This is a genomic window from Pseudomonas sp. LBUM1647 (assembly GCF_059716175.1).
In genome coordinates this window covers 682,671-707,102 of sequence record NZ_CP166809.1, presented here as the reverse complement: position 1 = coordinate 707,102, position 24,432 = coordinate 682,671, and the positions used below count along the sequence as shown (strand labels likewise).

19 protein-coding genes and 1 pseudogene are annotated in these 24,432 nt (G+C 60.4%); 13 read left to right on the top strand and 7 right to left on the bottom strand.

Annotated elements, in window-relative coordinates:
• Positions 1–20 precede the first annotated feature (20 nt).
• The gene (locus ACA059_RS03070) at positions 21–1,370 is read left to right on the top strand and encodes an MATE family efflux transporter (protein ID WP_497632676.1); all 1,350 of its coding nucleotides are present in this window, start codon (positions 21–23) and stop codon (positions 1,368–1,370) included.
• On the opposite strand, the gene ACA059_RS03065 is transcribed toward ACA059_RS03070, so the two are convergent.
• The 7 genes from ACA059_RS03065 to ACA059_RS03035 all read right to left on the bottom strand — a co-directional run bounded on the left by ACA059_RS03065 (position 1,364) and on the right by ACA059_RS03035 (position 8,995).
• Entirely contained in the window at positions 1,364–2,239 is an 876-nt protein-coding gene (locus ACA059_RS03065) for an alpha/beta hydrolase (protein ID WP_497632675.1), read from the bottom strand. The two genes, ACA059_RS03070 and ACA059_RS03065, sit on opposite strands and share 7 nt — an antisense overlap.
• Positions 2,240–2,257: 18 nt before the next feature.
• Positions 2,258–3,040 (bottom strand): DUF4123 domain-containing protein, encoded by a 783-nt coding sequence (locus ACA059_RS03060; RefSeq protein ID WP_497632674.1) that lies wholly within the window; start codon positions 3,038–3,040, stop codon positions 2,258–2,260.
• Positions 3,037–4,365, bottom strand: a complete 1,329-nt coding sequence (locus ACA059_RS03055; RefSeq protein WP_497632673.1) for a contractile injection system protein, VgrG/Pvc8 family — start codon at positions 4,363–4,365, stop codon at positions 3,037–3,039. The genes ACA059_RS03060 and ACA059_RS03055 overlap by 4 nt, the downstream gene beginning before the upstream one ends.
• A 233-nt stretch (positions 4,366–4,598) precedes the next feature.
• Positions 4,599–6,512: an arginine decarboxylase gene (gene speA / locus ACA059_RS03050; RefSeq protein WP_497632672.1), complete on the bottom strand. Its 1,914-nt coding sequence runs from the start codon at positions 6,510–6,512 to the stop codon at positions 4,599–4,601.
• 218 nt (positions 6,513–6,730) lie between these two features.
• Positions 6,731–7,102: a translation initiation factor Sui1 gene (locus ACA059_RS03045; RefSeq protein ID WP_007907444.1), complete on the bottom strand. Its 372-nt coding sequence runs from the start codon at positions 7,100–7,102 to the stop codon at positions 6,731–6,733.
• Between the two features lie 264 nt (positions 7,103–7,366).
• Positions 7,367–7,924: an NUDIX hydrolase gene (locus ACA059_RS03040; RefSeq protein ID WP_008153742.1), complete on the bottom strand. Its 558-nt coding sequence runs from the start codon at positions 7,922–7,924 to the stop codon at positions 7,367–7,369.
• Positions 7,925–7,927: 3 nt separating this feature from the next.
• The gene (locus ACA059_RS03035) at positions 7,928–8,995 is read right to left on the bottom strand and encodes a DUF2333 family protein (RefSeq protein ID WP_497270386.1); all 1,068 of its coding nucleotides are present in this window, start codon (positions 8,993–8,995) and stop codon (positions 7,928–7,930) included.
• Between the two features lie 286 nt (positions 8,996–9,281).
• Here ACA059_RS03035 and gcbA point away from each other — a divergent pair, with 286 nt between their 5' ends.
• The 12 genes and pseudogenes from gcbA (at position 9,282) to purD (ending at position 24,407) form a co-directional block, all read left to right on the top strand.
• A complete protein-coding gene (gene gcbA / locus ACA059_RS03030; RefSeq protein ID WP_497632671.1) occupies positions 9,282–10,952 on the top strand; it encodes a diguanylate cyclase GcbA in 1,671 nt (556 codons plus the stop codon).
• A 1,492-nt stretch (positions 10,953–12,444) separates the two neighbouring features.
• Positions 12,445–12,951, top strand: a pseudogene (locus ACA059_RS03025) (methyl-accepting chemotaxis protein); the annotation flags it as partial.
• A 171-nt stretch (positions 12,952–13,122) separates the two neighbouring features.
• A complete protein-coding gene (locus ACA059_RS03020; RefSeq protein ID WP_497632670.1) occupies positions 13,123–14,862 on the top strand; it encodes a protein-disulfide reductase DsbD in 1,740 nt (579 codons plus the stop codon).
• Between the two features lie 131 nt (positions 14,863–14,993).
• Positions 14,994–15,449: a type II 3-dehydroquinate dehydratase gene (gene aroQ / locus ACA059_RS03015; RefSeq protein ID WP_008031265.1), complete on the top strand. Its 456-nt coding sequence runs from the start codon at positions 14,994–14,996 to the stop codon at positions 15,447–15,449.
• Between the two features lie 24 nt (positions 15,450–15,473).
• A complete protein-coding gene (accB, locus tag ACA059_RS03010) occupies positions 15,474–15,929 on the top strand; it encodes an acetyl-CoA carboxylase biotin carboxyl carrier protein (protein ID WP_497632669.1) in 456 nt (151 codons plus the stop codon).
• Positions 15,930–15,946: 17 nt separating this feature from the next.
• On the top strand, positions 15,947–17,305 hold the full coding sequence (accC, locus tag ACA059_RS03005; protein ID WP_008153754.1) for an acetyl-CoA carboxylase biotin carboxylase subunit: 1,359 nt from the start codon (positions 15,947–15,949) through the stop codon (positions 17,303–17,305).
• A gap of 339 nt (positions 17,306–17,644) precedes the next feature.
• Positions 17,645–18,523, top strand: a complete 879-nt coding sequence (gene prmA / locus ACA059_RS03000; protein ID WP_497632668.1) for a 50S ribosomal protein L11 methyltransferase — start codon at positions 17,645–17,647, stop codon at positions 18,521–18,523.
• Between the two features lie 30 nt (positions 18,524–18,553).
• The gene (locus ACA059_RS02995) at positions 18,554–19,762 is read left to right on the top strand and encodes a DUF3426 domain-containing protein (RefSeq protein ID WP_497632667.1); all 1,209 of its coding nucleotides are present in this window, start codon (positions 18,554–18,556) and stop codon (positions 19,760–19,762) included.
• A gap of 185 nt (positions 19,763–19,947) precedes the next feature.
• Entirely contained in the window at positions 19,948–20,958 is a 1,011-nt protein-coding gene (gene dusB, locus ACA059_RS02990) for a tRNA dihydrouridine synthase DusB (RefSeq protein ID WP_497632666.1), read from the top strand.
• Positions 20,955–21,275, top strand: coding sequence for a DNA-binding transcriptional regulator Fis (gene fis, locus ACA059_RS02985; protein ID WP_007907419.1), 321 nt, complete (start codon positions 20,955–20,957; stop codon positions 21,273–21,275). The genes dusB and fis overlap by 4 nt, the downstream gene beginning before the upstream one ends.
• Positions 21,276–21,356: 81 nt before the next feature.
• Positions 21,357–22,964, top strand: a complete 1,608-nt coding sequence (gene purH / locus ACA059_RS02980; RefSeq protein ID WP_497632665.1) for a bifunctional phosphoribosylaminoimidazolecarboxamide formyltransferase/IMP cyclohydrolase — start codon at positions 21,357–21,359, stop codon at positions 22,962–22,964.
• 147 nt (positions 22,965–23,111) lie between these two features.
• On the top strand, positions 23,112–24,407 hold the full coding sequence (gene purD / locus ACA059_RS02975; RefSeq protein WP_497632664.1) for a phosphoribosylamine--glycine ligase: 1,296 nt from the start codon (positions 23,112–23,114) through the stop codon (positions 24,405–24,407).
• Positions 24,408–24,432 lie beyond the last annotated feature (25 nt).

Genomic DNA, 24,432 nt, shown 5'->3' with positions numbered 1-24,432 from the left:
CGCTCCCCCAAGGAGCCTGCATGTCCAACCTGATCGCCGACTGGCGCGACCGCCCTACCCATCGTCGAGTGTGGGCGCTCGCCGCGCCGATGATTCTCTCGAACATTTCCGTACCGCTGGTGGCACTGGTCGACAGTACCGTCATCGGCCACTTGCCCCACGCCCATCAGTTGGGCGCCGTCGCGGTCGGGGCCAGCCTGTATACCTTTCTCGCCTGGGCCATGGGTTTTCTGCGCATGGGTACCACCGGGTTCGCCGCACAGGCCGCCGGGCGTGGGGACGGCGCGGCATTGCGGCAGATCTTGCTGCAGGGTCTGTTGCTGGCAATGGGCCTGGCCATTGTCCTGGGAGCACTGGGTGTGCCGTTGAGCGGGGTTGCGCTGCATTTCATGCAGCCGTCGGCGGAGCTGGATCAACTGACCCGCGAATTTTTTCACACGCGCCTGTTCGGTCTGCCGGCGGCGCTGGCCAGTTATGCGCTGGTCGGCTGGTTCCTCGGCACTCAGAACGCCCGGGCGCCGCTGGCCATTCTGCTGAGCACCAACCTGGTGAATATCGCGCTGAACCTGTGGTTCGTTCTCGGGCTGGATTGGGGGGTGGTCGGTGCGGCCCGAGCGTCGGTGATCGCCGAATGGACCGGCGCGCTGATCGGCCTGTTGATGACCCGCAATGCCCTGCGCGCCTATCCCGGCCACATCGCCTGGGCCGCGCTGACGCTGTGGCAGAGCTGGCGCCCGCTATTGGCGGTCAACCGCGACATTTTCATCCGCAGCCTGGCGCTGCAATCGGTGTTTTTCCTGATCACCGTGCAAGGCGCGCGACTGGGTGATGCCACCGTCGCCGCCAACGCTCTGCTGCTCAATGGTTTGCTGCTGACCGCCCATGCGCTGGACGGCCTGGCCCACGCGGTGGAAGCCCTTTGTGGGCATGCCATTGGTGCTCGCGATCGAGAGGCCTTGCGACGCTCATTGGTGGTGGCCTGCGGTTGGTCGTTGCTGGCGAGCCTGGGCTTTGCCGTGCTGTTCCTGTTCGCCGGGCATCTGTTTATCGAGATGCAGACCGACATTCAGAGCGTGCGCGACACGGCGTTCATTTACCTGCCCTACCTCGCAGCGCTGCCGCTGATTGCGGTCGGGAGTTACCTGCTCGACGGGTTGTTTATCGGCGCCACCCGTGCCCGGGAAATGCGCAACGGCATGCTGCTGACGGTGATTTTGTTGCTGCCGTTCGCTTGGGCGCTGCAAGGTTTGGGCAACCATGGACTGTGGATAACCTTTCTGCTGTTCATGTTGCTGCGCAGCCTGACCCTCGGCGCGTTTGCCTGGTATCTGCACAAAAACGACGGCTGGTTCGCAGGCAAAGCTCACTGAGTCGGCGTGGCTTTGACGAAGGCCGTGACCACATCCAGCACCGGAGCCAAACCGCGCATCGGCCGGGACAGCGTCGCCACCAGCGTGGCGTGGCTGGTGCGCGAGAAATACAGGTCCTGCACCGGCACGCCCGCCTCGCGCAGTTTGCGCGCCAGGCCACCGGTGTTGCGGGCCGGGTTGACCACCTCATCGTCGCTCGCCGCGATCAACAAGGCCGGCGGCGCGCCACGGCTGACATGATTGATCGGCTGCGACCGGGGTGGTGAATCCGGCCAGAAAAACACCGGGCGCACCTGCGGATTCTTGATCGGCAGAAAATCATAAGGCCCGGCCAGGCCGATCCAACCGCTGAGGTTGTGCGGCGACAGGCCCACCGCCCCCAGCAACCCGGGGTCCAGCGCCAGCATCGCGACGTTGTAGGCCCCGGAACTGTGGCCCATCAGGTACAACCGCTGCGGGCTCCCGGAATATTGACGAATGTGTTCATGGGTCCAGGCCACGGCCCGGGCGCCATCTTCAAGGAACAGCGGATAACGCACCTGCGGGTACAACCGATAGTCCGCCAGCACCGCCACAATTCCCCTAGACGCCAAGGCCTCGCCGACAAAAGCGTAATCGCCGCGTGAACCGCTGTTCCAGCTGCCGCCGTAAAAAAACACCACCACCGGGGCGTTTTTCATGGGGGAACGCGGCACATACACATCCAGTTTTTGCCGCGGATCAGGGCCATAGGCAATGCCCTCGGTCTTGTCGCAGGTTGCGTCGGGGGTCAGCGCATTGAGCAACTTCAGCGGCGAGCACGCCGTCATCACGGCCAGCAAAACGCCGCCGATTATCAGGCTGAACAAGTGCCGTGTGGTGCTCGCCATCGATGTTGAACCTCGTGTTCAGGGTTGATCGCTCTGCCACAGGTTGCGCAGGCTATCGAGACGCTCCTGCTGGGTGAGTCCCGGCAATGCGTGCCCAGGCAAAGCACCGGGGTACTGCAAGCGTAGCCATAACCAGTCATCGAGTACCGGGCGCTCGGTAAAATCCAGCGCCAACCCTTCCTGCACGTGGGACCACAGCGTGTTGTAGTCAGTCCCGGTGGATCGACTCCAGTGCCAGGCATGCTGCTCCAGCAGGCAGGTTTGCAGTTTTTCCTGCTGACGAGGACTGAGGTTTTCTTCAACCGCCAAAGGGCTGACGGCAAGCCCCGGATTGACCAACTGCTGCCAGCCCTGACTGCCGATCGCGCGGTCGGCCCACGTCCCGCCGAACCAGCGCAAATGGCTGATTGGACCCAGCCAGCGACTCAGCTCCTGCGCATCGCAGGCATCGAACAAATAACTGGCCGTTTGCGGGTTGTAGTAACTCAACAAGGCTCGGTGATGCAGACCGACAGTGACCGTGAGCATGCGGCGCAAATGCTCCAGCAACTGCGACGACGACACCTCGCTGGCCATCAGCAAGCCGCGCCAGAGGGGCACTTCGCTGTGGCACAACCCGGCCAGCATTGGGCATGTCCGAAGGTCGATCAGGGCCGGGCCGTGTTCACGCAACACATGCCACTCAGTGCCTTCGAACAACCAGAACCACCGGGCATGCGCAAAGTGCTGTTGCAGCATCGCCCTCGCCTGTGGCGCACCCGGCACATCCAGCAATAGCCATTGCGGGGTCGCGGCGATCATGCCGCACCGCTCTGGCCAAACTGCATCGCCGCCCGGCAGGTGCAGAGGGCCTGCGTGCAATGGTTGAAACTGCCGCCACCGGGCAGCAGACATAGCAACATCAAGGGTTCGCTCGATTGCAGAAGCTCCAGCAAGCCCTCGACATCATCTGTCGCGGTTGTGCGCGGCGGGCCGACCTCCTCAGCCTCTTCAACGGACGAAGGGACGTGAAGAAACCCGGTAATCAGCGGCTGATCCGGATCCCCCTCGATAAAGCTCACCACCACCTCGGTCCCCTCACTCAACTGCGTGACTGCCGCGTCGCCCAGTTCAGCGGCCAACGCCAGCCAACAGTGACTCGGCGCCGCACCCTCGCCCTGATAGAGCCAGTCAAATTGCACAGCCACCGGTCTGGACGGATCGGGGCATGACTCATCAATGTTGACCACCCAGGCCCGTTGCAGGCTGTGCATCCTGGGTTTCACTGCGCAATGAGGCGACACAAAAGGCACCTGCCAGTGAGTCGCGCGGATCTGGTTGCTGTAGGACGCCGTTAAATCCTGGCTACCCTGATGCTCGACGTGAGTCAGCAGCCAGAGATGATTCCAGTCGGCAATCGGATGGCCGGACAGCGGCATCAACTGACCGCTGCGCAGCGCCGTCAGGTCCGTCCGACCTTCGGCAATCGGCGCGGTTCGTTGCCCAGCGCACCCCAGAAGCTTGAACTGACGCACGGCCGATTGCTCGCTCTCGACCTGGAAGACCGCGCGCTCACCGAAACAAAAGTGCCCCTGACCATCACCGAAAACCACGCAATGCCCGCGCTCGCCGTGTTCGAAATGGTAGTGAAGCCGTTCCTGGGCACACAGACGCTGGATAAATTGCAGGTCTGATTCCCGGTACTGCGTACAGAATTCACGGGCCGGGTAATCGCCACTCAGCTCAAAGCGCCGACTCTTGCCGGCAATACTGTGCTCCTTGAGCACCTGACTGAGGATTTGCGGCACCGAGCGCGCGCTGAAAATTCGTTGACTGAAGCGCAGGGAAAGGCACGCCAGCTTCGGTCCCAGACGTACGCGACAGAGCCTGACAGCCAAGTCATGGTCACGCTGGACGAGTTCATGCAATTGTCCGTGGAAGCCGTTTCCCGCTGGCCCGACATGCAAAAAGGCCGGACGGTACAGCAGGCTTGCAAGGTCGAGTGTCGGGTCATCGATCAGCAGATCCACGTCGAACACAAAAGGCTCGCTGATGGCTTCTCTACCGGTAAAGGCCAAGACCTCAAAGGGGTCGGGCAGACCCTCTACATCCAGACGAAATGACGGCTCGTTGACTGGATCGAACATCGGCGATTCTCTACAGGAGGGGCGGCCGGGGATTCTCTCCGAGAGAGTTGGCCGAGTAGAGTGCCGAAGTACAACTTAGGAAATGACCTACGCGAAAAGAAGACCACATCGCTTGGATGGCCAAGAATGTGAGTCATTTCGCTTGAAATCAGGGAGGCATCTCACCAAGTCATCTGAAATTTCCGCTACGCGCGGTACATTTTCAGACAACCTGATGAGAGCGGTGCCTTACCTCAAGAAGACAGGTAAGACGAACGGGTCAGGCCCAGACGCAGTGCGTCGAGGAACTGGGTGCGCTCGGCGGCGGTGATGCGGGCACTGGCGCATTTGTCGCGGTAGTGGGTCATCAACTCTTCCGGCGACAAGTGCACGTAACGCAGCATGTCTTCGATAGTGTCGTGGGTTTCGATACCCGCGTGGTACACGCTGCCGTCAGCGTTCTGGTAGATGTTCACCGAGTCGGTGTCACCGAACAGGTTGTGCATGTCGCCGAGGATTTCCTGGTAGGCGCCGACCAGGAAGATACCCAGCAGGTAGTCTTCACCGTCGTTCAAACCGTGAACCGGCAGGCTGGTCTCGATGCTCTGCTCGTCGACGTATTGCTTGATCTTGCCGTCGGAGTCGCAAGTCAGATCTTGCAGCACGGCACGGCGTAGCGGCTCTTCGTCGAGACGGTGCAACGGCAGGATCGGCAGGACCTGGCCGATGGCCCAAGTGTCCGGCAGGCTCTGGAATACCGAGAAGTTGCAGATGTACTTGTCGGCCAGCTTGTCGTTGAGTTCGTCGAGCACCTGACGGTGCGAACGCTGACGAGCCTTCAACGAGTTGTGCAGGCGACGGCACACCGCGAAGTAGCATTGCTCGGCCAGGGCTTTCTCGGCCAGGGTCAACTTGCCATCGGCGTATTGGGTCGCGATGTCGCTCATGTAGTGAGTGGCGCGCCAGTAGGTTTCGGTGACCATCTCGATGTCGGTCGGGCCCAGCAGGTCAACCAGCCACTGCACGGTTTCCGGCAGTTCTTCTTTGTTGTCGATCTGCGGCACGTCGTCGTTGTGCTTCTCGACGTCGGTCACTTGCACCACCAGCATCGCGTGGTGAGCGGTCAGGGAACGGCCGCTTTCGGAGAAGATGTTCGGATGCGGCAGGTTCTGCGCGTCGCAGAATTCCTTGAGCATCCCGACCACGACACCGGCGTAATCGTCCATGTCGTAGTTGATCGAGCTGGCGTTACGCGAGTGCGTACCGTCGTAGTCCACGCCCAAACCGCCACCGACGTCGATGTGATCTACCGGCAGGCCGAGGTTGCGCAGTTCGCCATAGTAACGAATCGCTTCCTTGAAGCCGTGCTGGTAGTCCGCCAGGTTGGCGATCTGCGAGCCCATGTGGAAGTGCAACAGGCGAATGCCCTGATCCAGGCCAGCCGCGCGGAAACGCTCGACCACCGACAGCAGTTGCGCCGCCGACAGACCGAACTTGGATTTCTCGCCACCGGTGTCGGCCCACTTGCTCGACGCCAGGGACGACAGACGCACGCGCAGGCCGACCTGAGGCTTGACCTTCAGCGAGGCTGCTTCTTCGATCACCAGCTCAACTTCGGATTCTTTCTCGATCACGATGAACACGTTGTGGCCGAGCTTTTGGCCCATCAGCGCCAGACGAATGAATTCGCGATCCTTGTAGCCGTTGCAGACGATGGTGCCGCCCTTCGGCGCCAGGGCCAGCACGGCCAGCAGCTCAGGCTTGGAGCCGGCTTCAAGACCAATGGACACGTCTTGGGTCGCAATGATGTTCTCGATCACCGCTTCTTGCTGGTTAACCTTGATCGGGTACAGCGCGGTGTACTTGCTCTGGTACTCCAGACGCTCGATGTTGGCGTCGAAGGCGCCGGTCAGCTGACGCACGCGGTCTTGCAGGATATCCGGGAAACGCACCAGCAACGGCAAGGACAGGCCGCTTTTACGCAGCTGGTCGACTTGCTCGAACAGGTCGATAGGCGAACTGGTCGGACCGTTCGGACGAACTTCGACGCGACCGGCCTCATTGATCGCGAAGTACCCGGCCCCCCAATGGCGAATCCCGTAAACACTGCGGCTGTCCGCAACTGTCCATTGGCTGCCATCGTCTTTGCGTGTGCGTCGTACGGACATTGAAGTCCCCTATAAAGAAGTCATAGAGCGTCGCCTGGGTTCAGGCCGGCGCAGTCTAAAGAATGAAAATGACGGTTCGTCAACGAGGTGATAGACCTCGCTGACCGCAGTGAGTTTAGAAACCGGTCAGAACAGGCTCTGTGAAAACCATGTAGACGACGCCAGACCTGAATCGGATCAGGGCTGGATCAAGCCGAGGGTGGTTTTCACAGAGGCTGCTAGCCGCCGGACTTCTTCGCTTTGAAACCGTGTTTGATCAGCTCGGCCAAGAGTAGCTCGACATGATCGCCCTGGATTTCAATGATTCCGTCTTTCAACGCACCACCGGTCCCGCAACGTTTCTTCAACGTGGTCGCCAGGTCCTTGAGTGCGTCTTCGGCCAACGGCACGCCGGTGATGGTAGTCACCGTCTTGCCGCCACGGCCCTTGCTTTCGCGACGCACGCGAGCGATGCCGTCGCCGGCCGGGATAACGGTCTGTTTGCAGATGCAGGCATCCACCGGTTGACTGCAATCCGGGCAATGACGACCTGCGTCGGTGGAAAATACCAGGCCACCAAGGGCGGCGAAGGATGCGGCTTTTTTGGCCACCGGCAATCCTCTTGGGAGGACAAAGACTGGTCGCAGCACTTGGCATCGACCGCGAAGCCCCACTCAGGCAGGGGCAGCGCTACTGAATCGTTACAACACTGTGTATGCGTGTAGGAGCTGACGAGTGCAACGAGGCTGCGATCTTTTGATCTTGGTTCAACGGTAAAGTCAAAAGATCGCAGCCTCGTTGCACTCGTCAGCTCCTACAAGGTCGCGCAGTGTAACGGCAAAAAGCCGACTTGCTAAGAGCCAATCGGCGCCAATTTATGCCTCTTTTGCGACGTCCGACCCACGGGCTCGAAGATAGCGCTTCAACGCAGCCAGAGAGTCCGGGCAATAAGGCTTTTGCTGGATTTCCAGCAGAACTTGATCAACGGGAATAAAGCGCGCTTCAAGGACTTCTTCGGGTTGCAGGATCAACGGGCCGTCCCACACCGCCGAAAACGCCGAACACCAGAGCCGATTGCCGGTGTCTTCGAAGAAAAAGTGGTCATGGGCGGTCAGTTCCACACCGCTCACGCCCAGCTCTTCTTCCAGCTCGCGGGCAGCCGATTCGGCGTAGGTTTCGGTCGCTAGTACCATGCCCCCCGCCGCCACGTCCCAGAAACCTGGATAAATGGCTTTGCTCAGCGTGCGTCGATGCACGCAGAGTTCACCGGCGGAATTGAACAGCATGATGTAAGTGCCGCGCCCGATCAGCCCGCGTTCACGCAGGTCGGAGCGGACCAGAGCGCCGAGCAGGTTGTCCTGCTCGTCAACCCAGGCGATCTGTTCGGCATCCGAGGCCGCGCGGTGCGCGACCTCTCTGGCGCTATCGACCATGACTTAGCCCTGATTGAGCAATTGACGCAAATCGATCACTGCGGCGTTGGCCCGGGAGATGTAGTTGGCCATGACCAGCGAATGGTTGGCCAGCACCCCGAAGCCGCTGCCATTAAGGATCATAGGACTCCAGACCGGTTCCTGCGAGGCTTCCAGTTCACGAATGATCTGACGCACGCTGACCGTGGCGTTCTTCTTGGCCAGCACATCAGCGAAGTCGACTTCGATGGCGCGCAGCAGATGGGACAAGGCCCACGCCTGACCGCGAGCTTCGTAGAAGACGTTGTCGATCTGCATCCACGGGGTCTCGACGATTTCTTCGTCAACCTGCGGCACCTGACCCGGGGCGACGACTTCGGTTTTCAGCGAGGTGTTGAGCTTGACCCGGCCAACGCTGGCCGACAGCCGTTGCGACAGTGAACCCAGACGAGTACCCACATCACCCAGCCAGTTGTTCAGGTTGTCGGCGCGGGCGTAGAACAGCGCGTTTTTCTGCGACGGATCGGACAGGCGCGCCTGATACCGGCTCAGGGAATTCATGCCTTCCTGGTACTCGGACTCACTGGATGGCAGCACCCAGCTTTTGTTGTCGAAGTTGAAACGTGGCTCGGCCTTGGCCAGATCGGAGTCTTCGGCAGATTGCGATTGCGAGCGGGCAAAGTCTTTACGCAAGGCACGCGTCAAGTCGCGAACCTGGACCAGCACGCCATATTCCCAGCTCGGCGTGTTATCCATCCACAGGCCCGGCGGGAAACGGTCGTTGGAAATATAGCCACCCGGTTTGGTCAGCAAAGTACCGGCGACGGTCTTGAGCGTTTCGACCGTGGTGTAGCCGATAACCATTTGCTTGCCTTCTTTCTCGGCGGCCATCTGGGCATTCTGCTGAACCGGGAACAGCGCAGGTTCCTGGCTCCAGTACCAGCCCAGCGCAATAGCCACCAGCAAGTAAAGGCCAATCAGAGTGGCCAGCGCCCGGCTGAACAACAGGCCACCCAAGTAACTGCGGGTGGCCGATTTCGGTTCAGCGGCACGTTCAGGGGCGCTGCCCGCGCGGTTCTTCCAGTCCAGCATGGCGATATCCTTTCAATCACTTGAGTTCATCGGTTCGACCACAACCCTATCTCATCGTGCCTCGTTTGCCGCGCATTAAATCCTGCGTAAACACTACCCGCACAATGACCACGATCGACGGCCACTATAAATGAAGCACAGCTTCGATCCTATGCGACCAGTCGGTCAGAAACTGAATAAGGTCGCTTTGCAGTTAATTGACATACGACACTCATACGATGGAAAAGAGGTGCTAGCATAGAGCCATCAGTCGATCTCAGCATGCACCCTAACTAGTAGTCAGGATATGACCGAGCCAGAAGACCCCAGTCGTGAGCGCCTCAAGCACCACTTTGCCCAGCGGGTAATTCATCAGGCACGTCAAATTCTTGAGATATGGCAGCGCCTGCAACGCAGCGAGTGGTCCACCACCGACTTATCGGAACTGAGCGAGGCCAACCTGCGCCTGCTGCGTTTCGCCGAGCGTTTCGAACAACCTGAACACACGCAGCTGGCACGCCACATCGGTCAGTCGCTGGAGGCTGTCGACGCCAATCGCGGACGCCTGAGCAGCGGACTGATCACTGACCTCAATCGTTTGATGCAGCGCCTGTCACGCACCGGCTTGCGCCATGGCGATCAGTTGGACCAGACCTTTCTGCCGCCGCTGCGCAAGCCGATTTACGTGATGCTGCAGGATTACGACCGCGCCGAGCGTCTGGCCAAGCAGCTGGAATTTTTTGGGCTCAGCGCTCAAGCCCTCGACAGCGTTGCCGCGTTCCGCTCTTCGATGATCGAGCGCTTGCCTGCGGCGATCGTCATGGACGTGGACTTCAGTGGCGCCGGCATCGGCCTCAAACTGGCTGCCGAAGCCCAGGAAGGCCTCGATCATCAATTGCCGCTGTTGTTCTTCAGCCTGAACGAAACCGATACCCCGACCCGTCTCGCCGCCGTGCGTGCCGGTGGCCAGGAATTCCTGACCGGCACCCTCGAAGCCTCGAGCCTGCTGGAGAAGATTGAAGTCCTGACCTGCGTCGCCCAGTACGAACCTTATAAAGTGCTGATCATCGACGATTCCCGCGCCCAGGCCTTGCACACTGAGCGCCTGCTCAATAGCGCCGGGATCGTCACGCGGACCTTGATCGAGCCGATCCAGGCCATGGCCGAGCTCGCGGATTTCCAGCCAGACCTGATCATCCTCGACATGTACATGCCGGCCTGCACCGGTACTGAACTGGCCAAAGTGATCCGCCACAACGACCGTTACGTCAGCGTGCCGATCATTTACCTGTCGGCCGAAGACGATCTGGACAAGCAGCTCGACGCCATGAGCGAGGGCGGCGACGACTTCCTGACCAAACCGATCAAGCCGCGGCACCTGATCACCACCGTGCGCAACCGCGCGGCGCGGGCGCGCAATCTCAAGGCCCGGATGGTCCGCGACAGCCTGACCGGCTTGTACAACCACACGCACATTCTGCAATTGCTCGAAGACTGCAGCTTCCGCGCCCGCCGCGAAAACAAGCCGCTGAGCTTTGCGATGCTCGACATCGACCACTTCAAACGGGTCAACGACAGCCACGGCCACCCCATGGGCGATCGGGTGATCAAGAGCCTGGCGCTGTTTCTCAAGCAACGCTTGCGCAAGACCGATTTCATCGGCCGTTACGGCGGTGAAGAATTCGCAATCGTCATGCCGGACACCGATCTCGAATCAGCCCACAAAGTGCTCGACGAAATCCGTCGACGCTTTGCCGAGATTCACTACCCGGCTCAACCGCAGGACCTCTGGTGCACGTTCAGCGCCGGCGTGGTGGAACTGTGTGAACACTCCGACAGCCTGATGATGGCCAGCCAGGCAGACGAAGCGCTGTACCGCGCGAAGGACGCCGGACGCAACCGCGTGCAGGCTGCACGGACGTCAAAGCAAAGTGCCACTTTTTCATCGGAATCGACCCATTCGGTCATAACCCTGTAACACAAACGCAATAACTTCAGGCACTTACCATTCTGCCGTTGGTAGACCCGCAATGCGCCTGAAGCTGCTGACCAATCTCAATACCCTCCTTTTAGTCGCCGTGTGCGTGGCCCTTGGCGCCACGCTTTGGTGGTCGCAAAAAGCCCTGGAGCGCCCCTATCTATTGATGGAGCGTTACTTGGGCTTGTCTCAGCAATTTCAAAATGAAGTCGCGCGCAACATCGACGACTACCTCGCCAGCGGCGATGCCCTGCGCCTGAGCATTGCCAGTCAGGCCATCGACGGCGTGCAAAAGGACCTCGGTGAGTTGCCGCCGGCCTTGGCCGACACCTTGCGCCCGAGCCTGTCGAACCTCGAAGAATTCAGCAAAACCGACCTGCTGGCCGCCGGCAAACTCGCAGGCGATCCGCAAGCACTGCTGCTGCAGGCCGAACGCGAACTCGGTGCCAGCCTCGATCAGCTCAGCCAGTACGCCAGCGCTAACGCGGCGTATCTGACGCCGCTGCTCGCTGCCTCCCAACACTTGGGCAAGTTATCTCTGGCCCGGGACAAACTGGTCAGCAGCGGCCGCAGCGAATTGGCCGCCGATGTCGAGCGTGAAGTCAGCAACATCCGCACCCAGGCTGAGCTTCTGGACACGTTGCCGCTGCTGGGTGTGACGAGCAAAAGTGAATCGAACACGGATGATTTCGCGGCGATGATGGGTCTGGAGAACACTGAAAAAGCCGTGGCCGAGGACGCTGGCGTCGGCCTCAAGCGTGAACTGAACAGCCTCCTCACTCGCTACCCGGCCGAACTGTCGCGCACACGTGACCAGATCCAGAAACGCACCGACCTCAGCGCCGCCACTCACCTGAAAATCGCCACCGTGCAGCAGGCCATCGCCGGACTGGAGCCTGTGGTTCGCGCCCAGCACGGACAGATCCAGGGCGAAGTGCGGCTGATGCAAGGCGTGATGATTGGCCTGATTCTGCTGATTGCTTTGCTGATCGACACCTTGCAACGGAAACTGGCCCGGACGCTGACCAACCTCGCCCCGGCCCTTTCGACCTGGGCCGAGGGCGACTTCAGCCGGGACATTCAACTGGGTAAAACCAATCGCGAACTGCACGACATTGAAGCGTCGCTCAATCGCTTGCGCGCTTATCTGGTGGATTTGGTGGGAACCATTCGCCTCAACGCCGAACAGGTCGCCGGCAGCAGCCGAACCTTGGCCGAGTTGAGCAATAACCTACACAGCGGCGCCGAACATCAGGCCGGCGACACGGCGCTGATCCGTGATTCTCTCGGCGAGCTGGAAGCGACCATTCAACAGGTTGCCGGCGATGCCAGCCAGGCGGCCGACGCCAGCCGTCATGCCGGGCTGGCGGTGGAGCATGGCCAGAAAGTCATCGGTTTGAGCCTCACCGGGCTGCACGCGCTGGTCGGTGAAGTGCAAGGCAACGCGCAGATGATCGAACACCTGGCCGAAGAGTCGGCAACCATCGGTGGCGTGCTGACGGTGATCCGCTCGATTGCCGACCAGACCAACCTGCTGGCCCTGAACGCCGCCATCGAAGCGGCCCGAGCCGGGGAAATGGGTCGAGGGTTTGCGGTGGTGGCCGAAGAAGTTCGCTCTTTGGCGCAACGCACCGCTGGCGCCACAGCAGAAATTCAGACCCTGATCGCCGGTTTGCAAACCGCGGCGCGACAATCGGTGGAAGGCATGCGCGCCCAGGTCGAACACGCCGAAGCCACTGCCAATCAGGCCCAGGCCGCCGACGGTGCGCTGGATAAAATCGTCGGCGCGATCCAGACCATTTCCGACACCGCCGTACGCATCGCCGATGTCACCGCCCAGCAAAGCGGCGCCGTCAGCGAAATCCGCGATCACAGTGAGCGGATTCACCAATTGGGTGGGGATAACTTACTACGCATTGGTCAGGGGCGTGAGCAAGGGGAACATTTGTTGGTGCTGGGTGGGCGGTTGCACACAGCCGTCCAAGCCTTCCGCGTCTGAAAGATTGCCTTCGCGAGCAAGCCCGCTCCCACATTTGATTTGTGCACGACGCAGATCCAATGTGGGAGCGGGCTTGCTCGCGAAGGCGGCAGAACAATCACCACAGGACTCGCCCTGCACACCCCGCGACTGTCCGCTATCATGCCCTCACTTTCGATACGCGAGATTGTCATGCGCCGTTTGCTCTGCCTGTTGTTCTTAGTGCTCACCCTGCCGGCCACCGCCGCCGGCTTGCTGGACAGTCGGCCCAGTTCGACGTTGGGCTCGATCAACAACAGCGCCGACTTTCTGCCGGTACGTGAAGCCTTTCAGCTGAGCCTGGTAGAAAGCACACCGCAATCGATCAAACTGCGTTTCGTCGCCACCGAGGGCTACTACCTCTACCGGCACCGCTTTCAGTTCCGCGCCGACCCGCCCGATGCAGGCCTGGGCGCCGCACAACTGCCCAAGGGCGAACAGAAACACGATGAGTATTTCGGCGATGTCGAGGTCTACCACGGGGTTCTCGATGTAGAGCTGCCGCGCACCGATCAGCGCGCCTTCACCCTGGTGGTTACATACCAGGGTTGCGCCGACAAAGGCTTGTGCTATCCACCCGAGACCGAGCGCCTGAGTATTGATGGCAGCACAGGTACGTCTCCAGCCTGGAGCTGGCGCGAACTGGCGCTATTCTTCCTCGCAGGCATAGGCCTGACGTTCACACCGTGCGTGCTGCCGATGCTGCCGATTCTGTCCGGCGTGGTGTTGCGCGGTCAGGTGGGTGGTTTACGCGGCTTCAATCTGTCCCTCGCATATGTGCTGCCAATGGCCGCCTGCTTCGCCCTGCTCGGGGCATTGATGGGGATGTTCGGCGCGCAGCTCAATCTTCAGGCGCGGCTGCAATCGGCGTGGGTGCTGGTGCCGTTTGCGATGTTTTTTGCGCTGTTTGCCTTGGCGATGTTTGGCGTCTTCGAACTCAAGCTACCTCACGCCATCAGCAGTCGCCTGGATCGGATCGCCGGTCGCACCGAGGGTGGTTCGTTGTGGGGCGCCGCCGTGCTGGGCGTGGTTTCCAGCCTGTTGGTGTCGCCCTGCGTCTCGGCACCGCTGGCCGGCGCGCTGCTGTACATCAGCGCCAGCGGCGATGCATTGGGCGGTGGTCTGAAATTGTTCATGCTCGGCCTTGGCATGGGCGCCCCGCTGCTGCTGGTTGCCACCGGTGGCGCCGCCTGGTTGCCGAAAAGCGGACCCTGGATGATTTATGTGAAAAACGCGATTGGCGTTTTGTTGCTGGGGCTGGCGATCGGTCTGCTCAGTCGAGTACTGCCGGGCCAGATCACGTTGCTGCTGATCGGCTTGCTGGCCGGTGGTGTCGGGTTGTTCATGGGTGCGCTGGAGTTCGTCTACAAACCGCCGAGAAAACGCCTGGGCCAATTGCTGGGGATGTTCCTGCTGTTTTATGCGCTGGCGTGTTGGTACGGAGCGTTCAGCGGCCAGACCGACCTGCTCAATCCGATTGGCCAGCCGCGCACGGTTGCCGGCAATGAGCAACCGCAAAACACCAGCGCCTGGCAAACCGTCAGCACCCCGGTGGAACTGGACCGCGTCCTCGCCGAAGCCAAATCATCGGGCACCCCGCTGCTGCTCGACTGGTACGCCGACTGGTGCATCAGCTGCAAAGTCATCGAACATAAGGTGCTCAACGACGCCAGGGTCGTCGAACGCCTCAAAGGCTATCGACTGATCCGCTTCGACATCACCGCCAGCAACGCCGAGCAACGCGCCCTGCTCGACCGCTACAAACTGTTCGGCCCGCCAGCGCTGATGTTTTTCGGCAAGGACGGCGTCGAACACGCCGATGTGCGAGTGATCGGCGAGATCAACGCCACAGACTTCGCCGAACGTGTTGCGAAAGCAAATGACCGGATTTAATAACCCGGTCACATATTTCGCGCAAACATCGGCCATCGTGCTGGCTATTGCATAGAACTGGACAGTCACAAAGGCTTTGCGGCATAGTCGCCGGGTTCTGACAATTGCACACAGATAACAAGGAACAGCAGATGGCGACGCTACTGGTTCTGCACGGACCCAACCTGAACATGCTCGGCACCCGTGAACCGGGCACCTACGGCGCTACGACACTGGCGCAGATCAACCAGGACCTGGAACGCCGTGCCCGTGAAGCCGGCCACCATTTGCTGCACCTGCAAAGCAACGCCGAGTACGAATTGATCGACCGCATCCACGCTGCCCGCAGCGAAGGTGTGGACTTCATTCTGATCAACCCAGCAGCTTTTACGCACACAAGTGTCGCATTACGTGACGCGCTGCTGGCGGTGAGCATCCCATTCATCGAAGTGCATTTGTCTAACGTGCACAAACGCGAACCTTTCCGCCATCACTCTTACTTCTCCGACGTAGCGGTGGGAGTGATCTGCGGCCTTGGCGCCAGCGGTTATCGACTGGCCCTGGAGGCTGCCCTGGAACAGCTTGAACAACAAGCTATACGCCCCTGACCGACCCTTGGGAGTTGATGATTCATGGATATCCGTAAAGTTAAGAAACTGATCGAACTGCTGGAAGAGTCCGGCATCGACGAGCTCGAGATCAAGGAAGGCGAAGAGTCCGTACGCATCAGCCGTCACAGCAAGACCCCGGCTCAGCAGTATTACGCTCCAGCGCCAATGCACGCTCCGGCGCCTGTTGCTGCTGCTCCGGTGGCCGCTGCCGCTCCTGCTGCTCCGGCCGCGCCAGTGCTGAACGGCACCGTCGCCCGTTCGCCGATGGTCGGCACGTTCTATCGCAAGTCTTCGCCAAGCTCGCCGTCCTTCGTTGAAGTCGGCCAGACCGTGAAGAAAGGCGACACCCTGTGCATCGTCGAAGCCATGAAGATGATGAACCACATCGAAGCTGAAACCAGCGGTGTGATCGAATCTATCCTCGTCGAAGACGGCCAGCCGGTTGAGTACGACCAACCGCTGTTCACCATCGTTTGAACCGCGGAGAGACTTTGATGACTGCGAAGTTGGAAAAAGTTCTGATCGCCAACCGCGGTGAGATCGCCCTGCGGATTCTGCGTGCCTGCAAAGAGATGGGCATCAAGACTGTCGCCGTTTACTCCAAGGCCGACAAAGAGCTGATGCACCTGGGTCTGGCAGACGAATCCGTCTGCATCGGCCCGGCCTCGGCCGCGCACTCTTATCTGCACATCCCGGCAATCATCGCCGCGGCTGAAGTGACCGGCGCTACCGCCATTCACCCAGGCTACGGTTTCCTTGCGGAAAACGCTGATTTCGCTGAACAGGTCGAGAATTCCGGCTTCGCGTTCATCGGCCCGAAAGCCGACACCATTCGCCTGATGGGCGACAAGGTATCGGCCAAGCACGCCATGATCGCTGCGGGTGTTCCAACCGTTCCGGGTTCCGACGGCCCGCTGCCTGAAGACGAAGAAACCGCTCTGCGCATCGGTCGCGAAGTCGGTTACCCGGTGATCATCAAAGCCGCTGGCGGCGGTGGTGGTCGCGGCATGCGCGTCGTGCATAAAGAAGAAGACCTGATCTCCTTCGCAAAACTGACCCGCACCGAAGCAGGCGCGGCGTTCGGCAACCCGATGGTCTATCTGGAAAAATTCCTGACCAACCCACGTCACGTGGAAGTTCAGGTACTTTCCGACGGCCAGGGCCACGCCATCCATCTGGGCGACCGCGATTGCTCGCTGCAACGTCGTCACCAGAAGGTTCTCGAAGAAGCGCCGGCACCGGGCATCGACGAGAAGGCACGGGCTGAAGTCCTCGCACGCTGCGTCAAGGCTTGCATCGACATCAACTACCGTGGCGCGGGTACTTTCGAGTTCCTGTACGAGAACGGCGCGTTCTATTTCATCGAAATGAACACCCGCGTTCAGGTTGAGCACCCGGTATCTGAAATGGTCACCGGCATCGACATCGTCAAGGAGATGCTCAGCATCGCCGCTGGCAACAAGCTGTCGTACACCCAGGAAGACGTGGTTATCCGCGGTCATGCACTGGAATGCCGGATCAACGCCGAAGACCCGAAAACCTTCATGCCGAGCCCAGGCACGGTCAAGCATTTCCACGCACCAGGCGGCAACGGCGTTCGCGTCGATTCGCACCTGTACAGTGGCTATGCCGTTCCGCCGAACTACGATTCGTTGATCGGCAAGCTGATCACCTACGGCGCAACCCGTGACGAAGCCCTGGCGCGCATGCGCAATGCGCTGGACGAAATCGTTGTCGACGGGATCAAGACCAACATCCCGCTGCACCGCGATCTGGTCCGTGATGAGGGCTTCTGCAAAGGTGGAATCAACATCCACTACCTGGAACACAAGCTGGCTGGCGAAAAGCACTAAGCTGTGATCCATAACAACAAAGCCGCTTTCGAGCGGCTTTGTTGTTTCTGAAGGTTTCATACGGACTGCAACATACCGTTGTAGCAGCTGGCGAAGCCTGCGTTCGGCTGCGAAGCAGTCGTGAATCCAAGCGATGCGGTGTGTCGGGAAGACCGCATACTCAGGTTTTACGACTGCTTCGCAGCCGAACGCAGGCTTCGCCAGCTGCTACAGGTGCGTCGCGAGTTACTGACCTACACCAGAGCAAGCCCGCTCCCACAAAACCTTCGCGCTCGCGTAAACTTGCGCGCTTCTCGCAGCCCGCTAGGCTGCAATCAATATTTTTCAAAGGTGCCCGCCATGCCTTGGCTGCAAGTCCGTCTCGCCATCAGCCCAGAACAAGCCGAAACCTACGAAGACGCTTTCCTTGAAGTGGGCGCCGTATCGGTGACCTTCATGGACGCCGAAGATCAGCCGATCTTCGAGCCGGAACTCAACACCACGCCGCTGTGGTCGCACACGCACCTGCTGGCCCTGTTCGAAGGTGGCACCGAAGCCGCCACCGTACTGGCCCACCTTGAGTTGCTGACCGGCAGCCCGCTGCCCGAGCATCACAGCGAAGTCATCGAAGACCAGGACTGGGAACGTAGCTGGATGGACGGTTTCCAGCCGATGCGTTTTGGCCAGCGCCTGTGGATCGTTCCAAGCTGGCACGCAGCGCCAGAGCCTGACGCGGTGAATTTGCTGCTGGATCCGGGCCTGGCGTTCGGCACCGGCACCCACCCGACTACCGCGCTGTGCCTGGAATGGCTCGACGGCCAGGACCTGAAAGACTGCAACATACTGGACTTCGGCTGCGGTTCGGGGATTCTGGCGATTGCCGCCCTGCTGCTGGGCGCCAAGGAAGCCGTCGGTACCGATATCGACGTGCAAGCCCTGGAAGCCTCCCGCGATAACGCCGGGCGCAACCACATTGCCGAAGCACTCTTCCCGCTGTATCTGCCACAAGACCTGCCGCAGGTTCAGGCCGACGTGCTGGTGGCCAACATTCTTGCCGGCCCGCTGGTTTCCCTGGCGCCGCAATTGTCCAGCCTGGTCAAGCCGGGCGGCCGTCTGGCGCTGTCGGGCATCCTCGCCGAGCAAGGTGAAGACGTCGCCAAGGCTTACGCTCAGGACTTCGATCTGGACCCGATCGCCAATCGCGATGGCTGGGTGCGCATCACTGGCCGTCGGCGCTAGAATGAGCGCCTGCATAAACCGGATCGCCGCATGACCGACAGCTTCGTCACCCAGTGCCCGCATTGCCAAACCAGCTTCCGCGTCAGCCATGCTCAATTGAGCGTGGCCCGCGGAGTGGTTCGTTGCGGCTCGTGCTTGCAGGTGTTCAACGCCGCCAAGCAGCTACTTGAGCAACGGGCCGGCAAAGACGCGATCACGCCGGCTGCCCCGGTCATCGCCGAACCGCCGGAGCCGCGAGCCATCAGCCAAAAGCAATGGTCCGCGGCCGAGCTGGATCTGGACAGTCTGGACCTGGACGAAGAGCTCGCCCGCCTCGAACAGCGGGAGATCCAGCCGACCACGGAATTCGGCCGACAGCGCGAAGACAACCTGAGTGCCAGCCGGGATACCGTCGAGCACGAAGAAGCGCCGTGGCCCGACAGCCTGTTCAGCGAATCGGCCGCCGATCGTGCGCAGACCGCTGAAGCCGATTTGCCGGAGCTGGAACTCGATCCGAGCAAATATTCGCGCACCGAACCTTCGCTGTCCCTGGAGCCAGTGGAACTGGACGACGAACATCAGCCGCCACAGTTGCGCCTGCACGACCCACTCGACGCACCGATGCATCACGAACGCCTGTCGGCGACCGATGACATCGACGACGATCTGCCCTCGATCGAACCTCAGCGCAAAAAGCGCGAGCCGGCTGTCCGCGCCGAAGCCCTGCAAGACCTGACCGATGACCCACTGCAACTGGACTGGCAAAAGCGCCGTTCACCCTGGGGTCGCCGATTTTTCTGGCTGCTGTTGATCCTGCTCGGCGCCGCCGCGCTCGCCGGCCAGTACATCGCCTACCATTTCGAGGAACTGGCGCGTCAGGACCAGTACCGTCCGTGGTTCCAGCAACTGTGCCCGCAAATCGGCTGCACCGTGCCATCCAAAGTCGACATCGCCAAAATCAAAAGCAGCAACCTGGTGGTCCGCAGCCACCCGGACTTCAGCGGTGCACTGGTGGTCGATGCGATCATCTACAACCGCGCGCCCTTCTCCCAGCCGTTCCCGCTGCTGGAGTTGCGTTTTGCCGACCTCAACGGCCACCTGATCGCCAGCCGTCGCTTCAAGCCCGGCGAGTACCTCAACGGCGATCTCGAAGGGATGGCGGAGATGCCTCCGCAAACGCCGATCCACATCGCACTGGATATCCTCGATCCAGGCTCCAAAGCGGTGAATTACAGCCTGAGCTTCCATTCGCCCGAGTGAAACGGTTCAGTGTTACGGCTTTGACGGCATATTTCTGACTTTGACCGCTCATACCAAACCGCTGGCGATAACAGAATAACTGTTCAGATTTTGTTCAATTCAGCCTTTATCCAGTCATCGAGAGCGGGTATCATGCCAACCCTTTTTCGAACTCTCATGATCCGACCCCACAACAGGGAAGTCCTATGTCGGCGGTACGCATCGGTCCTTACACATTGCACAACGGCTTGATTCTCGCCCCGATGGCGGGGGTCACAGACCAACCCTTTCGTCAGCTGTGCAAGCGACTGGGCGCAGGACTTGTAGTCTCGGAAATGGTCACCAGCGACATGAGCTTGTGGAACACCCGCAAATCGCGGATGCGCATGATCCACGAAGGTGATCCCGAGCCCCGCTCGGTGCAGATCGCCGGTGGTGATGCACAGATGCTGGCGGATGCGGCCCGGGCCAACGTCGAACTGGGCGCACAGATTATTGATATCAACATGGGCTGTCCGGCGAAAAAGGTCTGCAACAAGGCCGCCGGGTCCGCGCTGTTGAAGGATGAAGCACTGGTGACCGAGATCCTGCAGGCCGTAGTGGCTGCGGTTGATGTGCCGGTCACCCTGAAGATCCGCACCGGCTGGGACCGGGACAACAAGAACGGCCTGACCGTGGCGAAGATCGCCGAGCAGGCAGGCATTACGGCGTTGGCGGTTCATGGCCGCACCCGTGCCGATCTGTACACCGGCGAAGCCGAGTACGACACCATCGCCGCGATCAAGCAGGCCGTGTCGATTCCGGTCTTTGCCAATGGCGATATCGATTCGCCAGAGAAGGCCCGGTACGTGCTCGATGCGACCGGTGCCGATGGCCTGCTGGTAGGCCGGGCCGCCCAGGGGCGGCCATGGATTTTTCGTGAGATCGATCATTTTCTGCGTACCGGCGAGAAACTGCCGGCACTGGAGCTGGTCGAGGTGGAACGCATTCTGCTAGAGCACCTGGCTGCGCTGCACGTCTTCTATGGAGACGTCATGGGCGTACGCATTGCTCGAAAGCATGTGGGCTGGTATCTCGCAACCTTGCCGGGCGCCAGGGAGTTTCGCGCCCACTTCAATCGTTTGGAAGATACGGAAGCACAATGCGCCAACGTTCAGGGCTTCTTCGCCGAACGTTACAAGAGCCTGACAGGGGACGGAGACGAGGTGGCCGCATGACGATGATGACCGAGACTTTAGTGAGTGGAACAACACCCGTGAGCGACAACGTGAATTTGAAACAGCACCTCAATACGCCGAGCGAAGAAGGTCAGACCCTTCGCGGGAGTGTCGAGAAGGCGCTGCACAATTATTTCGCCCACCTTGAGGGCGCTGCCGTCACGGATGTGTACAACCTCGTGCTCTCCGAAGTCGAGGCTCCCCTGCTCGAGTGCGTGATGAACTACGTCAAGGGCAACCAGACCAAGGCCAGCGAGCTGCTCGGACTGAACCGAGGCACGCTGCGCAAGAAACTCAAGCAGTACGATTTGCTGTAAGCATTCAATCAAACCAGAAAGGCGCCCGCGTAAAAACGGTCGCCTTTTTTGCTGACTCCTTTGCTTTTGATGGAAATTGAAATGACCGACCAGACTACCCGCCTGCCGATCCGCCGCGCCTTGATCAGCGTTTCCGACAAGACCGGGATCCTCGAATTCGCCAAAGAGCTTGAAGCCCTGGGCGTCGAGATCCTCTCCACCGGCGGAACGTTCAAGCTGCTGCGCGACAACGGTGTTGCCGCAGTGGAAGTCGCGGATTACACCGGTTTCGCAGAAATGATGGACGGCCGGGTAAAAACCCTGCACCCGAAAATCCACGGCGGGATCCTCGGTCGTCGCGGTATCGACGACGCCATCATGAACGAGCACGGCATCAAGCCGATCGACCTGGTAGCGGTCAACCTGTACCCGTTCGAAGCCACCATCAACAAGCCAGGCTGCGACCTGCCGACCGCGATCGAGAACATCGATATCGGCGGCCCGACCATGGTCCGTTCGGCTGCAAAAAACCACAAAGACGTGGCCATCGTAGTGAATGCCGGCGACTACGCCAGCGTCCTTGAAAGCCTCAAGGCCGGCGGCCTGACCTACGCTCAGCGTTTCGACCTGATGCTCAAGGCCTTCGAACACACCGCCGCCTATGACGGCATGATCGCCAACTACATGGGCACCGTGAACCAGGCGGCTGACACCCTCAGCACCGAAGGCCGCAGCGAATTCCCGCGCACCTTCAACAGCCAGTTCGTCAAGGCTCAGGAAATGCGCTACGGCGAGAACCCGCACCAGAGCGCGGCGTTCTACGTTGAGTCCAAGCCTGCGGAAGTCGGTATCGCCACCGCGACCCAACTGCAAGGCAAAGAGCTGTCGTACAACAACGTGGCCGATACCGACGCCGCGCTGGAATGCGTGAAGAGCTTCGTCAAACCGGCCTGCGTGATCGTCAAGCACGCCAACCCGTGTGGCGTTGCCGTCAGCCCGGACGCCGAAGGCGGTATCCGCCAGGCTTACGAACTGGCCTATGCCACCGACACCGAGTCGGCGTTCGGCGGCATCATCGCCTTCAACCGCGAGCTGGATGCTGAAACCGCCAAAGCCATCGTCGAGCGTCAGTTCGTCGAAGTGATCATCGCCCCGTCCGTCAGCGCAGAAGCTCGCGCCATCGTGGCGGCAAAAGCCAACGTGCGCCTGCTGGCCTGCGGCGAGTGGTCGGCTGATCGCGCCGCTGCGTGGGACTACAAACGCGTCAACGGTGGTCTGCTGGTGCAGAGCCGCGACATCGGCATGATCGGTGCCGACGACCTGAAAGTCGTGACCAAGCGCGCCCCGACCGAGCAAGAGATCCACGACCTGATCTTCGCCTGGAAAGTCGCCAAGTACGTTAAGTCCAACGCCATCGTCTACGCCAAGAACCGTCAGACCATCGGCGTCGGCGCTGGCCAGATGAGCCGTGTGAACTCCGCGCGTATTGCGGCGATCAAGGCTGAACACGCCGGTTTGCAAGTGCAAGGTGCGGTCATGGCATCGGATGCATTCTTCCCGTTCCGCGACGGCATCGACAACGCGGCCAAGGTCGGTATCACTGCAGTGATCCAGCCAGGCGGCTCGATGCGTGATAACGAAGTGATTGCTGCCGCAGACGAGGCCGGCATCGCCATGGTCTTCACTGGCATGCGCCACTTCCGTCACTGATACACCTCTCCCCTGTAGGAGCTGCCGCAGGCTGCGATCTTTTGATCTTGATTTTAAAAAGCAAAGTCAAAAGATCGCAGCCTTCGACAGCTCCTACGGAGGTATGCAGCGTTTCCTAAAGAATTAGCGTCATCCGAGGTTTTTGAAATGAATGTTTTGATCATTGGCAGCGGTGGCCGTGAACACGCCCTGGCCTGGAAAGTGGCTCAGGATCCGCGCGTGCAGAAGGTTTTCGTGGCTCCTGGCAACGCCGGCACCGCCATTGAAGCCAAGTGCGAGAACGTCGCTATCGACGTGCTGGCACTCGAACAGCTTGCAGACTTCGCCGAGAAAAACGTTTCCCTGACCATCGTCGGCCCGGAAGTGCCACTGGTCGCCGGCGTCGTCGATCTGTTCCGCTCCCGCGGCCTGGACTGCTTCGGTCCGACCGCTGGCGCCGCTCAGCTGGAAGGTTCGAAAGCCTTCACCAAGGATTTCCTGGCGCGCCATAAGATCCCGACCGCCGACTACCAGAACTTCACCGAGATCGAGCCGGCCCTGGCTTACCTGAGTGAAAAAGGCGCACCGATCGTGATCAAGGCCGATGGCCTGGCCGCCGGTAAAGGCGTGATCGTTGCCATGACGTTGACCGAAGCCGAAGACGCCGTACGCGACATGCTCGCGGGCAACGCATTCGGCGACGCAGGCTCGCGCGTAGTGATCGAAGAGTTCCTGGACGGCGAAGAAGCCAGCTTCATCGTCATGGTCGACGGCAAGAACGTATTGCCGATGGCCACCAGCCAGGACCACAAACGCGTCGGCGACGGCGACACCGGTCCGAACACCGGTGGCATGGGTGCTTACTCCCCTGCCCCGGTCGTGACCGCTGAAGTGCACAAGCGCGTCATGGACCTGGTGATCTGGCCAACCGTGCGCGGCATGGCTGATGAAGGCAACGTCTACACCGGTTTCCTGTACGCCGGTCTGATGATCGACAAGGCTGGTAACCCAAAAGTCATCGAATTCAACTGCCGTTTCGGCGACCCTGAGACCCAACCGGTGATGCTGCGTTTGCAGTCGAGCCTGGTGTTGCTGGTCGAAGCGGCGCTGGCGCAAGCCCTGGACAAGGTCGAAGCACAATGGGATCCGCGTCCGAGCGTCGGCATCGTACTGGCCGCTGGCGGCTATCCTGGTGACTACGCTAAAGGCGTTGCCATCAACGGTCTCGATGCAGCAGCAGCACTGGAAGGCAAAGTCTTCCACGCCGGTACTGCACTCAAGGACGGTCAAGTGGTGACGGCCGGTGGTCGGGTACTCTGCGCCACGGCAATGGGTACCAGCGTCGATGCCGCTCAGCAGCAGGCTTATAAGCTCGCGGCCAAAATTGACTGGGAAGGCTGTTTCTATCGCAAGGACATTGGCTACCGTGCCATTGCCCGCGAGCGTGGCGAAAATCAGGAATAAGAACGCCATTCGGCCAGGCAAGGGC

What these genes read in the sequence shown, in the direction of transcription:
- accB (WP_497632669.1), top strand. Translation starts at nt 15,474, where the DNA reads ATGGATATCCGTAAAGTTAAGAAACTGATCGAACTGCTGGAAGAGTCC.
- ACA059_RS03020 (WP_497632670.1), top strand. Translation starts at nt 13,123, where the DNA reads ATGCGCCGTTTGCTCTGCCTGTTGTTCTTAGTGCTCACCCTGCCGGCC.
- aroQ (WP_008031265.1), top strand. Translation starts at nt 14,994, where the DNA reads ATGGCGACGCTACTGGTTCTGCACGGACCCAACCTGAACATGCTCGGC.
- ACA059_RS03070 (WP_497632676.1), top strand. Translation starts at nt 21, where the DNA reads ATGTCCAACCTGATCGCCGACTGGCGCGACCGCCCTACCCATCGTCGA.
- ACA059_RS02995 (WP_497632667.1), top strand. Translation starts at nt 18,554, where the DNA reads ATGACCGACAGCTTCGTCACCCAGTGCCCGCATTGCCAAACCAGCTTC.
- fis (WP_007907419.1), top strand. Translation starts at nt 20,955, where the DNA reads ATGACGATGATGACCGAGACTTTAGTGAGTGGAACAACACCCGTGAGC.
- purH (WP_497632665.1), top strand. Translation starts at nt 21,357, where the DNA reads ATGACCGACCAGACTACCCGCCTGCCGATCCGCCGCGCCTTGATCAGC.
- purD (WP_497632664.1), top strand. Translation starts at nt 23,112, where the DNA reads ATGAATGTTTTGATCATTGGCAGCGGTGGCCGTGAACACGCCCTGGCC.
- ACA059_RS03040 (WP_008153742.1), bottom strand. Translation starts at nt 7,924, where the DNA reads ATGGTCGATAGCGCCAGAGAGGTCGCGCACCGCGCGGCCTCGGATGCC.
- dusB (WP_497632666.1), top strand. Translation starts at nt 19,948, where the DNA reads ATGTCGGCGGTACGCATCGGTCCTTACACATTGCACAACGGCTTGATT.
- speA (WP_497632672.1), bottom strand. Translation starts at nt 6,512, where the DNA reads ATGTCCGTACGACGCACACGCAAAGACGATGGCAGCCAATGGACAGTT.
- ACA059_RS03055 (WP_497632673.1), bottom strand. Translation starts at nt 4,365, where the DNA reads ATGTTCGATCCAGTCAACGAGCCGTCATTTCGTCTGGATGTAGAGGGT.
- ACA059_RS03060 (WP_497632674.1), bottom strand. Translation starts at nt 3,040, where the DNA reads ATGATCGCCGCGACCCCGCAATGGCTATTGCTGGATGTGCCGGGTGCG.
- gcbA (WP_497632671.1), top strand. Translation starts at nt 9,282, where the DNA reads ATGACCGAGCCAGAAGACCCCAGTCGTGAGCGCCTCAAGCACCACTTT.
- accC (WP_008153754.1), top strand. Translation starts at nt 15,947, where the DNA reads ATGACTGCGAAGTTGGAAAAAGTTCTGATCGCCAACCGCGGTGAGATC.
- prmA (WP_497632668.1), top strand. Translation starts at nt 17,645, where the DNA reads ATGCCTTGGCTGCAAGTCCGTCTCGCCATCAGCCCAGAACAAGCCGAA.
- ACA059_RS03065 (WP_497632675.1), bottom strand. Translation starts at nt 2,239, where the DNA reads ATGGCGAGCACCACACGGCACTTGTTCAGCCTGATAATCGGCGGCGTT.
- ACA059_RS03035 (WP_497270386.1), bottom strand. Translation starts at nt 8,995, where the DNA reads ATGCTGGACTGGAAGAACCGCGCGGGCAGCGCCCCTGAACGTGCCGCT.